1 protein-coding gene is annotated in these 14,943 nt (G+C 54.3%); it reads right to left on the bottom strand.

Annotation, left to right across the window (positions count from 1 at the left end):
- Positions 1 to 177 precede the first annotated feature (177 nt).
- Positions 178 to 14,877 (bottom strand): Calx-beta domain-containing protein, encoded by a 14,700-nt coding sequence (locus WCO56_06815; protein ID MEI7729264.1) that lies wholly within the window; start codon positions 14,875 to 14,877, stop codon positions 178 to 180.
- Between the last annotated feature and the right edge of the window lie 66 nt (positions 14,878 to 14,943).

Genomic DNA, 14,943 nt, shown 5'->3' on the forward strand with positions numbered 1-14,943 from the left:
GGTGGAAAGTTAAAAAAACGAGGTCACGAACTCAAGCAACAACAGCTTGACCGGTATCTCCGTCTGGCATGTTCAACGGGATCAAAACGGCCCTACCTGAAATGAAGCACCACCCAAAGGACGCTGGGCACACCCAGCAAATCCCCTGCTCTGCCTGATGCATTTTTGCCAACCGCCTTAAGGCACCACAATGCGGAAGAATCCTTTCTGGCCAGTAAGCCATTTCGGATCAATCGCGATATTGGTGGAGGAACCGGTCATGACATTGGTGGCGATGCGGGTCCAGTTGGTCAAGGTCGTAGTGTTATCAATGTAGAACATCATGCCTGGCGAGCCGCTGAAACCTAATTGCAGACCACCACTTCTGATGTTGCCACTACTGAGCAATGTTCGCAACACCGGCGGCAAGGATTTGACCAGCGTGAGAGTCGTCGCCACATTGTTATCCAATACCGGGTCATTCAGACTGCCAGAAACCACAATGGTATTGGTCGCCACACCGGCGAACGGCACTTGCACAACCAACAGCATCTGAGCACCACCGCCAATCGCCAGATTACCCACGTTAGCAACCACTTGGCCGGCATTGACAGAAAAACTACCGGTCGTGAGGTTCGAGGATATCAGCACCGCACCAACCGGCAACGTATTGGTGAGTTTAACGCCCGACGCGGCAGATGGTCCGTTATTGGTCACGGTAATGTAGTAAGTGAGGTTACTCGTCGCCACAACCGGGGCGGGACTACTATACGCCTTGACCTCCAAATCGGCATTGGCGACAAGTTTTTGCTGATATTGGACGTTGATCGCCCAGCCTTTGGCCATCAGGCCGTCATCATATTGCATGTCGTCCTGCACATACAACAACCAGGTCCCATTCGGATCAGTGCCGTTAAAGACCGCCAGATTCGTGACCGCTCCAGACGGCGCAGGCGCGGCAAAACCGATGGAACCATAGCTGGTAGGACGATAGGTGCCACCTGGCACGTAACCAGATTGAGGCAATGCTCCCGCCGCATCGTCAAAGGTCAGCGTTGCGTTCGTCAACCCGGTAAGATTGCCAATGGTCTGTGACATCAGCACCGACCGCTGCCCTTGCGGACCCACGAGCATGATTTCCATGTCTCGCGGAGAGGTATGACTCAGATTACTCAGCGTTACCGTCACCTTGGTGATAATACCTGAGATACCGGAAACGGAGATGGGCGACGGATATGGATTGGCGGGGCTTTGAGCGGTGCCAATGGCGGGGCTAGTGATGGTAATAGGATTGCTGTTTACGAACCGAACGGAACCCTCGCCGACAATGAAGGTGAACGTAACCGTACCGAAGTTCGTGGAACCATTGGTCAAACTCAGCGTGATTGGCAACAACGTCCCCTTGGCCGCCGTGACAGTAAAGGTAAACGGACGCGAGGCGGTGGCGAGGTAACCAAGTGTCCCATAGGCCTGCATCGTGTTAGTCGTACCGAGGCTTATCCCGTTGGTCGCCAAGAGGGTGGCTACTAAATTCGTCGCTGGCAGCCTGCCCAGATTGCGCAATGACAGGTTGAGCGTCACAGTTTCACCCGGATCAATCACCCCATTGGTGATCAGGTTCTCAGAAACCAGCGCGGCGCTCACGGGCACCAAGATGGGCACGTAATCATCCAGAATCATGATACTTGCGCCGCCAGAACCGGACGCCACAGTCGTACCCGCCGAAGGCTGCGTCAGGTTGATCCCGAACGTCCGGTTGCCTTGGCTCACCTTATTGTCAATAATTTGCAGATAGGCCACTTTCAAGGTTTCGCCGGCGGCGAAGAACACCGTCTGGTTGGTGCCCACGAAATGCACACCCGCCAAGGCGGTGCCATTGGTCGTCACGACATTCACGGAAGCCGGACCGTTGACACTGCCGGTACGTGTAATGGTTACCGGCAGTTGCCCGCCGCTTTCCCGCACCGTGTAATTGGTGGAATCCAGGGAAACCACGCTGTCATCATCCAGAATGGTAATCATCGAGTTGGCCTGGCTGCCAGGCATCGCCGAGCCGACGATCTTACTCAGACTTAAATTGATGGTTTTGTTGGCATTGGTGTAGCTGTTGTCAATGATGGGAACCGTGAAACTTTTAATGGTTTCGCCATAGTTAAAGACCAGCGTGCCATTGACCGGGGTGTAATCGGTACCGCTATTGGCCGTGCCACCACCCGTACTATAGTCCACACTGACCGTACCGAACGTGCTGTTGCTGCGAATCACCGTAACCGTCACTGACCCGCCACCCTCGAGTACGGAATAATTACTCTGGCTGAAGTTCAGGACAGCTTGGTTTTCCAGGATATACAAAACCGCATCCGACGGTGTGCCCAAAGTGGCCCCGCCGACCGGGTTGAACAGCCGCAAGAGCACCGTCTTGGTGGGATCCACGGCGGGATTATCCATGATGGGGATATAGAGGTCTTTGGACATTTCTTTGTTGGTGAACACCAGCGTGGCGCTACTCCCCACATAATCCACCCCATCCACCGCCGTGCCGCCCGGTATCGTGGCAAAATTCACGGACACCGTGCCGCTCCCTCCGTTGGTGCGCAAGACCGAGATCAGCGCATACGTGTATCCCTCCACCACATAATAGCCATTGGTGGTGAAAACAAAGGAACCCGGCATGACATCATCATCAATAATGGTCAATACAGCCGTACTGAGTGACGGATTCAAAGTTGCTCCGCCAGATGGGTTGGCAAGGGTCAAAACCACCGTCTTGTCTCCCGCCGCCATATTGTCATTCATTACTGGCACAGTGAAAGTCTTGACCGTTTCGCCGTCCGCAAACCGCAGGGTGCCATTGGTCATCTGATAATCCAACCCCACGGTAGCGTTGCCAGCCGCCACATTAATGCCGAAATCCACTGAAACATTACCCAGGCTGCCACCCAGACGTTGCACCGTAATGTTGGCGAATCCGCTATTTTCGTGAGTGCTGTAATTGGCGACACTAAAGCCAATGCTCCCCGGCCCCGGATTACGGTCCACAATCGTCAGTGTGGCATTGGATATACTTAAACTGGCATTAGTTGGATTAAACAGACTCAAATTGATGGTACGATCCCCCGCAACCGGATTGTTGATCAATAAAATGTACACGGTCACATTGGTTTCTCCGGGCAGGAAGGTAATGGTACCGCTCACCGGCCAATAATCCTGCATGGCCACCGCCGAACCATCGGTGGTGGTAAAGTCCACCGTGGCGAGTCCAATGGAACTGGCAGCGCGCACCACGTTAATCGTGGTAAAGGACGCGCCACTCGTCACACTATAAGTGGCCCGGTCAAATCCAATGACCCCCATGCTTTCAATAATCGTCAGCACCGCCGTGGACTGAGTCGCGAGTTGGGCACCACCGGTCGGATTGGCCAGGAACAGATTGATCGTCCGATTACTGGTTGACGTGTGATCATCCAGAATGGGAACCGTAAAGGTTTTGATGGTTTCTCCATCCGCGAAGGTCAACGTGCCAGAAACAGCCAGATAATTGACACCCGCCACTGCGGTGCCGTTACTCATTCCATAAGCCACGGTGGTTAGACCTGATACCCCCAACGTGCGCACCACGGTAATCGTGGCATTGGAGCCATTTTCGTTCACCACATAATTGGTGGCTGCAAACTCAAAGGCACCCGTCCCCAGATTGGTTCCACCATTCAAACGGGCCAAGTACGGAGCCGCCACCCGGTCAAAACTGGTGAAGCCACCGCCAATCAGCACCTTCTGGTCGGGCTGCAAGGCCACCACATTGATATAATTATCGGCCCCCGTACCAACATTGTACGTCGTATCAATCGCGCCATTGGACATCAGGCGGGCCAGATTGTTCCGCGGATAACCATTGATTGCGGTAAACCCGCCACCCACCAAAATTTTGCCGTCCACTTGCAACGCAAGCGAGAGCACATATTCATTCGCGCCACTGCCCGGGTTGAAACTGGCATCTGATGAGCCATCCGCATTCAGCCGGGCGATACGCGCGCGACTGTTTCCCGACACACTCAGGAATAGTCCACCGAGCAGAATCTTGCCGTCCGGCTGCGCCAACACTACCCGCACGGAATCGTCAGCACCCGCCCCCGGATCAAACGAAGCATCCAAGCTGCCGTCCGGATACAGACGGGCAATCCGGTTACGAGCGACCCCGTTGACCAGCACGAAGTCACCACCAATAAGGATGCGTCCATCCGGCTGCACCTGGATCGCCCGCACCGCGCCAGCCGCTACACTGCCACTAATGTTGCAGGTAAACGTATTGTCTAGTGTGCCATCCGGATTCAACCGGGCCAGATAGTTTTGGGACTGGCCATTCACCGACGCAAACAAACCACCAATTAGAATCTGGCCATCTGCTTGCAACGCCACTGCATTGACGACGCTATCGGGTCCGGTGACCGACGCCATGAAATTGGTATCCAGAGAGCCATTATTCAGCAGCCGCGCGAGATAATTACGCGACGTTCCACTGATATGAGTAAACGCACCACCGATCATTACGCGTCCATCCCCATACGTAGCCAACGCTCGCACTTGCCCACCCGGCCCATTCCCGCCACCCCCCGCTTGGAAGGTGGCATTAAGTGTTCCGTCCGGGAACAGCCGGGCCACCCGGTTCATCGGCTGCCCATTGACCATCGTGAAATCGCCCACAATGGTGATTTGATTGCCCACGCTCGGCATCACCGTCAACCGGTTGACCGGGCCGTCCAACGAAACTTGAAAGTTGTTGTCCACCGATCCTGCCGCTGGATCACCATCCAAAATGGTCAAGGTGGCATTCGTGATCAAGCCCGGCGTAGCATTGGTAAAGTTAGACAGCCGCAAATTGAGGTTTTTGCTCACGTCCGTCCCCGGCCGACTTATCAGCGGCACCAAGAAACCGTTCGAGGTTTGTCCATTGGTAAAGGTCAGCGTGCCAGATACCGCCAGATAATTCACCCCGTTGGTGGCCGTACCATCGGAAGTTGCATAATTCGCTGAAACTGTCCCCACCGTTCCATTGGTCCGCAACACGGCAATCACCGCATTGATGTTTGTCTCCGTGGTCACATAATTGATGGCAGCAAACGTCACCTTGCCGATACCGGTGCTTTCATCATGCACGATCAGCCACGAATTGGACAAGGCCCCCAACAACGCTCCCCCTTGCACATTGGACAGTGTCAGGCCGACCGAGACATCGCCATCCACGGTGGGACTGTTGATTAACGGCACGAGGAAAGTTTTAACGGCCACATCGCCCGCCGCCCAGGAAACCACACCATTGGTTGGCCAGTAATTGCCCCCTGGCACAGCATTGCCATTGGTAGTCGTCGCATAGTTGACGCTGACGGGCCCAACGCTTCCCTGAAAACGATTCACTGAGATGATGGCAAAGCCATTGGTTTCACTAAACAGGTTGGTCGTAGCGCCAAAGGCGATGGAACCTGGCGACAAATCAATATCCAAAATCGTCACCAGTGAAGTACTCGCACTCCGACTCAAGGAAGCGCCACCCGTGGCGTTGGAAAGCACCAACTGTAACGTCACATTACCTTCCGGTATGTAGTTATGGATCACTTGGAATTGGATCGTTTTGGAAACCTCGCCATCCGCGAAGATGAGCAAGCCATTGGTCGGCACATAGTCTTGATTCGGCGTGGCCGAAAGCGACACCGTGCTGTAATTCACGGTGGCATTACCCAACGCTCCTGACCGGCGCAACACCGCCACACTCACCGTGCCGGTCGCTTCGTCCACATTCATATTGGTATAGGCAAAACTAAACACGCCCGGGCCGATAGAGCGCTCGACCAGCGTCAACGTGGCATTCGAAATGCCCATGGTCGCATTAACCGGGTTTGACAAGGCCAATAACACTGTGAGATCTCCAGTGACGTTGGTATTATTGAGCAGGCGCACGTTCGCCACGGCATTGGCTTGCCCATTGGTAAACGTCACCACGATGTTAGTGGGCACATAGTCCACGCCAGCCGCCGCCGTGCCGCCCATGGTGCTAAAGAGCACCGAGGCCACTCCTTGATACCCGGCCTTGCGTTGAATTTGAATCGCCACGTTGGTGTTACCCTTGGTAATGCCGTACCCAGTCGTGGTAAATTCCACCAAACTGCGGTTCTCAATGACCGTCAACACCGCGTTGGACTGAGCCTTCAATTCAGCACCCCCGGTGGGGCCATACAAGAATAAATTAACGGTATGGTCGCCATCCGGTAACCCGTCGTCCAGAACCGGTACCGTAAAGGTTTTAATCAATTCTCCTGAGGCAAAATTCAGCACCCCTGAAACCGGCGAATAATTGACCCCCGCCACCCCTGTGCCATCACGCACCCCGTACGACACCGAGGCGGTTCCTGATACGCCGGTGAACCGCAACACCGTAATCGTCGCATTGGTGCCACCTTCGCCAATCGCGTAATTGGGCGAGGCGAAGCCAAAACCACCGGTCCCCACATTCGTGCCATTGTTCAGTTGCGCCAGATACGCCACCGGCGTTTGATTGAAATTGGTAAAGCCACCACCAATCACGACTTTCAATCCGGGGGGCAACGCCACAGTGTTGATGTAGTTATCCGCACCCAAACCGATATTGAAACTCGGATCCACCGAGCCATTCGCCATGAGCCTGGTCAACCGGCTGCGGGGAATCCCGTTGACGGTGACAAATGTGCCAGCCGCAAAAATCCGACCATCCGACTGCAGCGCCAGGGAAGCAACCGGTTGGTCCATCCCCAAACCCGGATCGAAGGAATAATCCAATGCGCCGGTCGCAGTTAACCGGGCAATCCGTGATCGGCTGACTCCATTGACATTCAAGAAAAGTCCACCCAGCAAAATACTGCTGTCCGGCTGAATAACGATGGTACGCACCGACCCATCAGCCCCGCTTCCCGTGTTAAAGTTGGCAACCAACGTTCCATCCCTGTTCAAACAGGCAATTCCACTGTTCGTGACATTATTGACGGTGGTAAAGTCACCACCAATAATAATCCGGCCATTGTTGTTATTATCCACCGCAATGACATGAACAGTACCCGCAGCGCCATTGGCACCGATGAGCGGAGCAAAACTGGCATCCAAGGTTCCATCCGTATTCAACCGGGCCAAGTAATTGCGTGTTTGCCCATAGATCGTGGTAAAGGCGCCGCCGATCAGTATTTTACCATCCATTTGCAAGGCGATGGCATTCACAACGTTATCCAAGGCGTTGGTTGGGATAAACGCGGCATCCACCAAACCGCTGGCCGTCAACTTGGCCAAATAGTATCTTGGCATACGCCCGACGACCGTCCTAATAGGCCCGACTACATTGGTTATCAAGCCGCCCATGTTCGTAAACGTTCCGCCGATAAGCACGCTCCCATCATCCAGAGCCGCCATCGCGCGTACTCCGCCATTGGGAGTGTTGGTGACACTAAAGGTGGTATCCACGTCCCCACTGTTTCGTGCAATCCGGGCGACCTTGGCGCTCGGCACTCCGTTGACGGTCGTAAACTCACCGGCGATGAGCAACTCAATATTCGTGGTAACGCCCGTGACGTTGGTGCTTACCAACACCACATTGATCGGACCGTCCACCGCAGCTTGGAAGTAACTATCCACTGAACCAGCAACGGAGCCGACTTCCTGGATAACCAAGGTGGCGTTGCTCAGACCGACCAGGGTGGCGTTGGTCGGATTGGAGAGATGCAAATTCACCAATTTATCCAAATCCGTCCCGCTTGGGAATAACAATGGAACGGCAAAGGTATTGGAAACCTGACCGTTGGTGAGCACCAACGTACCGGAGACACTTTGATAATGCGTGCCGTTCAATGCCGAACCATCTGTCGTAGCGTAATTCACCGAAACCGTCCCGAGATTACCGTTGGTACGCGTCACCGTAATGACGGCGTTACTAGCACTTTTGAGAGCGGAGAACTGTGCTTTTGCAAAAGACAGCATCCCCGGTCCATTGCTTTCATCGTGAACCACCAGGGTGGCGTTGGAATATAGCCCAAGCGAGGCACCGCCCGTCGGCAATGCAATCTGCAACCAGACGGTTTTGTCACCTTCGACGAGGTTGTTGCTAATGACCTGCACCTGGAAGCTTTTCACGGCAACTTCGCCATTCGTCCAATGCAACAGACCATTCGTCGGCCAGTAATTACTTCCTACAATGGCGCTTCCGTTCGTGCCCGTCGAATAAGCCACCGAGATATTGCCCAAATTGCCAAACTGCCGTTTCACCGTGATCGTGGCAAATCCATTGGTGTTGGTTTCGCTTACCGTATAACTCGGGGCATCGAAGGTCAAACTACCATTGATGAGATCGCTTTGGATAATGGTCAGTTTGGCTTGATCATCACCCAAGGCTATTCCCGTCGGGCCGGTGGGATTCTTCAAGCGCAGGCTGACCGTTGTGTTCGTGCCCATCTGATAGTTCTGTTTAATGGGAATATTAAATGATTTCACCGTTTCACCGTCCCCAAAGGCCAGCGTGCCGCTTACGGGCGTATAGTCCAAACCAACGGCGGCGGTGCCTCCCTCGGTACTAAAATCCACGGTGGCAAAACCGCTGCTGCCGTTGGTGCGAATCACATACACCGTAGTGTTGGTCTCGTACTGAAACACACTGAGTTGATTCGTGGCAAAATTAAATGTCCCAGGGGCGGTATCCACATCCACAATGGTCAACTGGGCCGTGGCTTGTCCGAAAAACACCGTCGTGCCCGGCGTGGAACTCAGGCTTAACGTGACGGTCCGGTTGCCAGTCACCCCATAATTACGGATTATTTTCACCAAAAACAGCGCATTCGTCTGCCCAGGGGCAAACGCCACCGCACGGTTGGTGCTCAGATAGTCGAGCCCTGAAGTGGCAGTTCCGTTGGTCGTGAACGCCTGCACCTGCACGTCCGTATTGGTTCCGCTCATTCGCCAAATCGGGATGACCGCGTAACCGCTGACGTCATTTTCGTTGACGGTATAGACCGGACTCGAAAAACCAATCACCGCGTGATCATCCACAATTACCAGGTTGGCGCTGCTCTGCAAGTCAAGCGCACCACCACCCGGCACGTTGGTGGACAACTGTAAAGTCAAGGCCTTGGTGGGTGCCGGAACGTTGTGACTGATGAGTAACACCGTAAAGGTTTGCAAGGTTTCGCCCTGCGGGAAAACCAGCACGCCATTGGTGTCGATATAATCCACATTGGAGACGGCCGGAGTATAATTGGCGAACACGTTCGTCAAGGTTGAAAAGCCCATCGCGACGGTATTCGAGGTGCCACCATTGCGCCTAACCGTAATCACTGCGTTCGTCTGGCTTTCGTAGAAAGTGAACTCAGGTTTCAGAAACTCCAACTGTCCGGAACCAAGGTTCTGATAACCGATCAAACGGGCCAAGTAATTGCGATGCGACTCATTGAAGGAGGTAAAGCCACCGCCAATAATGATCTGATCATCGGTTTGATTGGCCACTGCGGCGATGAAGGCATTGGCACCGGTCCCAAAATTGATGGTGGGATCGGTGGTTCCATCATCAAAAAGCCGGGTGATACGGTTGCGGCTGACATTATTAAACCGGGTAAAATCTCCCGTGACCACCACTTTGCCATCGGATTGCAGCGAAATCGCAAACACCGCGCCATTGGCGCCAATCTCCGCTGCGGTGGGCAGGAAGCTCGTATCCAACGTGCCATCCGAATTCAACCGGGCCAGATTGTTGCGTCGGACCCCATTGACCGAAGTAAACAAGCCACCGATGATAATGCGTCCATTGTAATCAATATCGAGAGCATAAATCGTCCCATCAGTGCCAACCCCGCCAGCATTAAACGAAGTATCCAGCGACCCATCGTCATTCAAGCGCGCCACATGCCCCACCGGTTGGTTCTTATAGTACGTGAAATCACCGGCGATCAACAACTTGCCATCCGGCTGAAACGCCAAGGCCCGAACCACCGCATTGGGCCCCTGCCCATCCGCGTTGAAAAGCAACCGCACTGATCCATTGGTATTTAGCACCGCGACCGCCGGACGGGTGAACCCTCTGAAGTTCACAAACGACCCGCCCACGGCAATCCGACCATCCTTCCAGACATCCAACGCATAAACTGGATTATCAGCGCCGGCACCAGGGTCGAAGCTCGGGTCCATGCGACCATCCGCGTTGAGGCGGACAATCCGGTTACGGTTGGTGGAAGCAAACGTGGTGAAACGTCCACCGAGCAGAATGCGGCCATCCGTCTGGACGGCAATGGCCTGCACGGAATCATTGGCACCATCCAGCGGGTCAAACGTGCCATCCAACACCCCGTTGACCGCCATGCGCGCAATCCGGCTGCGCCCGATGCCATTGACGCTCGTGAAACTGCCGCCCACGAGTATCTTGCCGTCGTTTTGCAGCGTGATAGCCTGCACATATCCATCCATTCCGGGATCGGGATTGAAAGAGGTGTCTACGCTGCCAGCCGGCACATTTTGCGACTCCGCATCCACGATCAACACGCTGGCATTCGTAATATCCCCCAGCGTGGCGTTGGTCAGATTAAGCATCAGCACACTGAGGGTCTTGTTGCCATCCACCGAATTGGTGTACAGGATGGGGAGGTAGAAGGTCTTGACCGAGGTATCCCCCTGGGTCCACACCAGATTGGTGAACACCGGCAGAAAGTTCACGCCCGGAATTGCGCTGAACGGTTGATAGTCAGTAAACGGCGCAATCGTCACCGCTACGTTGCTATAACTCCCGCCTGATCGGACCACATCAATGCCCAGTGACACCTGTTTTTCATTCACCGCATACCTCGGACGGCTGAACGAAAGCTGACCATATCGGTCGGTATCCTTGATCAGCAAGGTCGTATTGTTTTGGAATCCCAAGTAAGAACCACCTCCCGGGGCTGACAGGAACAAGGTCAGGGTTCGATCTCCCTGAATACCCAGGCGATTCGAGATGACGATGCTGATATTGGTGTTCACCGTCACGCCGTTCGAGAACCACAATACCCCACTGGCCAAGGGGTTCAAATAATCCAACCCTTGTTGGGCTGGATTCAGCCCGGTACCAATCATGGCATAGGCCACCGATACCAACCCGGTGGCACCGCCCGTACGCATTACCGGAATCGTGAGCGCGCCATCCGATTCCAACGCTTGGAACGAATCGCTGACAAAACTCAAACTACCAGGGGAATTATCATTATCAACGATCACCAAGGTGGCATTGGTACGACCGAGACCCGCCCCGCCGGAAGCGCCAAACAGACTCAACTTCAACGTATGCTCAGGTTGCTTGATCAGATTATCAATAATCCGAACGCTGAAGAATTGGGTCGTTACGTTAGGGCTGAAGGTTAACTTGTAGGGGGAGGCCCAAGTATAATTCCACTGATAATCCACCCCATTGGTGGCAGTACCGCTGGTCGCCATGACGTTCACATCCACCCGTTTATCGGCCCCGTTGGTGCGCACCACCATGATGCTGGCATAGTTGGTGCCTTCATTCACATAATACACCGGATTGGCAAACGTAATGGTACCCGGCAACGCATCATCATCCAAAATCGTCACCCGCGACGTGGAGCGGAAACCCAAGGCTGGATTGGGAATACCGGAGGAGACGTAACCAGCCGTACCAGGGGGAATAGCGGTTAGCTGAAGGATCGGTGCCGTACTTGGATCAGGCCAATACCAAGCGGGCTGGCCCAAAACAATTTCAAATTCACGATTCCCATCCCGATTGGTGTTATTGAGGATGGGAATTTGAATTTCCTGAATATCATTGGCGCTGATCGGCCAAGTAACCGTGGTGGCGAATTGGACGTAATCCCGTCCTGCGATACCACTGCTATCGCGTGTATAAACCGGCACTTGCGCCGTGCCCAAGCGTCCGTTAATACGATGTAAAGTGATTGTCACATACGCAGCGTTTTCCATGACGGAATAGGCGTCGTCCACAAGTTCAATATTACCCGGCGCGTTGGTTTGCCCGCCACCCACCAGCATGTCCCCACCAATAATCCGGGTAAAATTCCGATTGGTGTGCATGCTGTTGACGTCATTCAGCAGATTGGTATTATACGTATTCGGACCACCTTCGACCGGGGCGTAGCCGACAATGGTGGCACCCCCACCACCGAAATCAAAACGTCCGCCGACCATCAAATGACCATTGGTTTGCAAGCTTAACGCATTGACATATCCTGGTACGATATTGTTGTTATCATCCAGATAATAGAGGCCGGGTAGCCACTGGTTATAGTACGTGTCCAGGAACGTGGTGTCCAAGGTGCCATCGTTGAATAACCGCGCAATATTCGTGCGCCCAGTGCCGTTATAGAACCGGAAATCGCCCGCAATGATCGCCTGGCCGTTGTTTTGCACAACCATGGCATACACCGATCCATCCACGCCCTGTCCGGGATCAAAGGCCGGATCCACATTCCCATAATTGTCCAACCGCGCAATGCTGCGGCGGGGCGTCACTCCCATGGAGGCGAAATTCCCGGCGACGAGGATTTGTCCGGGCGACGGAACCTTGATGGCATACACGGGACCATCGGCGCCTTTGCCCGGAGTAAATAATGTATCCACCGTGCCATTGCCATTCAAACGCGCAACCCCGGGCCGGGAATACGTGCCGACATTCAAGAATTCGCCACCCAGCAACACCTTTTTAGACCCGCCAGCCGTCACAATGGTCGCCGAAAAATCCCAGACCGTAAACGGATCACCGCCACCCTCGTTCATCACAAAATCAAGGGACGTTGAACTTCCCGGCCCGTAGGGGATGACGACATGGTTGGTGCCACCAACCAGACCGCTATCATAAATAAGAGTCCCGTCGTAATAGATGTGGATCGTATCCGGGACAGTATAAAAATCATAATCCAGAGTGATGGTGCCGGAACTGGCGCCCGTGTTAAGGTTCGTGCGCCATTCCATTGGACCCGCCCCTGATTGGCTGCCGTTCAGCAGGATGGGCACGGTGTCTTCCTGCGCCACGGTCCATACCGGACCATCCGCGCCGCTGCCGGGATCAAAAGTCTCATCCAGACTGCCATCGGCTTTCAAACGGGCCACGCCATTACGTGAAAAATTATTGAATAAACTAAAATCACCGCCGATGACAGCGGTGTCGTTATTCATAATCGTAATCGAATGGACTGCGGCGCGCCGGTTCGGATCGCCGTATATATTGCCCTGAATACCGTTCCCGGGCGCGAATGTGGTATCCAACGAGCCGTCTTTATTTAGGCGCGCAATGCCATTACGAGGAACGCCGTTGATGGAGGAGAATTCGCCACCGACCAGGATTTTCCCGGCATTATTTGTCGAAGTGGTGGGATAAATCGCGAGGGCATACACGTTGCCATCCGCGCCCGATCCGGCAGCAAAGGTTGTATCCAACGTGCCATCCACCAACAAGCGGGAGATGCCATTAATCGGACTGGAATTGACGTTTTGAAATTCGCCGCCAATCACCGTCCTTCCCTGATCGTCCACCGCCACCGCGCAGACCGGTTGATCCGCGCCGGGCTGGTTCTGGTTCAACCGCCGGTCGAACGGATTATAGCGGCGATCAAACGCCCCGGCCGGCTGATCGTCAAAATGAATGGTGAACAAAAACTCGCCCCACGCGCCATAGACGCCCGGCGCCCTGACCGTACCGTACGTACGCACGCCCACCACATCAGCGGGCTGGCCCGGCTTCGGACCGGTGTCATAAATCAAAATTTCCGCCACTTTATCCAGTTCCACAAACCGATCATTGTTAATCGGAATTGGGATGTTGATATACCTGACATTAGCGCCAAAGTTCAAAATCCCATCGGCTAATTGATAATCCGCGTCGCCGATGGTATTCTGCGCATTCGTCAATCCAGGCTTGTGATAATTCAAACAATCATACGTGATCGTTGTGTAATACGCGTCATAGCCGCCCGCCATATCCCCCATGCGCTCCACCGCCACGTTTACGGTGCCGGCATCTTCCTCGACCCGGGTGAAATTGGTCCAATTCCAGTTGATATTACCGCCAATCACGTTGGGTCCCGTTGCAAACCGGAACCAAGCGGCTCCGAGCGGCACATAATCCGCCAGCGTCACCACCACACTCGCGGCCGCCGGATCAATCCGGCTACCGGCATCAGGAGTGGTTAATGCCAGCGTAAACGTCCGATTCCCAGTCGCGGCACTCCAAAAGATGGGAATTGAAATCGTGTAGTTGGAACAGCCTGGCTTCCACACGAACATGTTGGTGGTGAAACGCCAGTTCAGGCTCCAGTTGGGGCCCGGCGGCGTCGCCGTTACTGTAACCGAATTCGTCGCGTTCAGGTTGCCGGTTCGGGACAGCCGGAAGAGCACGTACTGTTCCTGCTCGGAAACCGAAACCGTTCCGGCCCCATTCACTTGGGCCATGCCATTGGGATCCCCCATCAAGCGCCAAACCACATCGGTGTCGGTGATATTAACCCACGCCACATTACTTTGCACGGTCAGGATGCCGTTGATAACATTGGTCAGAAAGAATTTTAGAATCATGGTTCCCTGGTCGCGCGCGTTGTAAATCGTGCTCAGGGGGATGGTCCACGTGTTGTTACTGGCAAAGGTGTAAGTCAGCCCGCCGGCAGGCGGCCAGCTCGAAACCTGATTGAGGCCGTTGGCCGTGAGCTGCTGCACGCCCAGCGTTACGCTGGCGTTGGTCACGTATTGACACATCACCACCAAGGCGTTCGAGCTGCCCTCGACGATGGTGATATTGGTTTGGGCAAATTGGATGGTGGGCTTCACCTGCCCAGTGGCGAGGAAAGGGACACCCCACAGGGCCAGCAGCACCCCAAGGCGGCACAAAGTTTTTACAAACATAAACTTGTTTAAAACATTACACATAACAATTCGAGGCATACGCACACGGTTCATTCTCAGCCAAAG

The sequence above is a fragment of the Verrucomicrobiota bacterium genome (genome assembly GCA_037139415.1).
Taxonomy (GTDB): Bacteria; Verrucomicrobiota; Verrucomicrobiia; order Limisphaerales; family Fontisphaeraceae; genus JBAXGN01.

Excerpts from the sequence above, each read along its gene's own strand:
- WCO56_06815 (MEI7729264.1), bottom strand. The coding sequence starts at position 14,877 with ATGTTTGTAAAAACTTTGTGCCGCCTTGGGGTGCTGCTGGCCCTGTGG.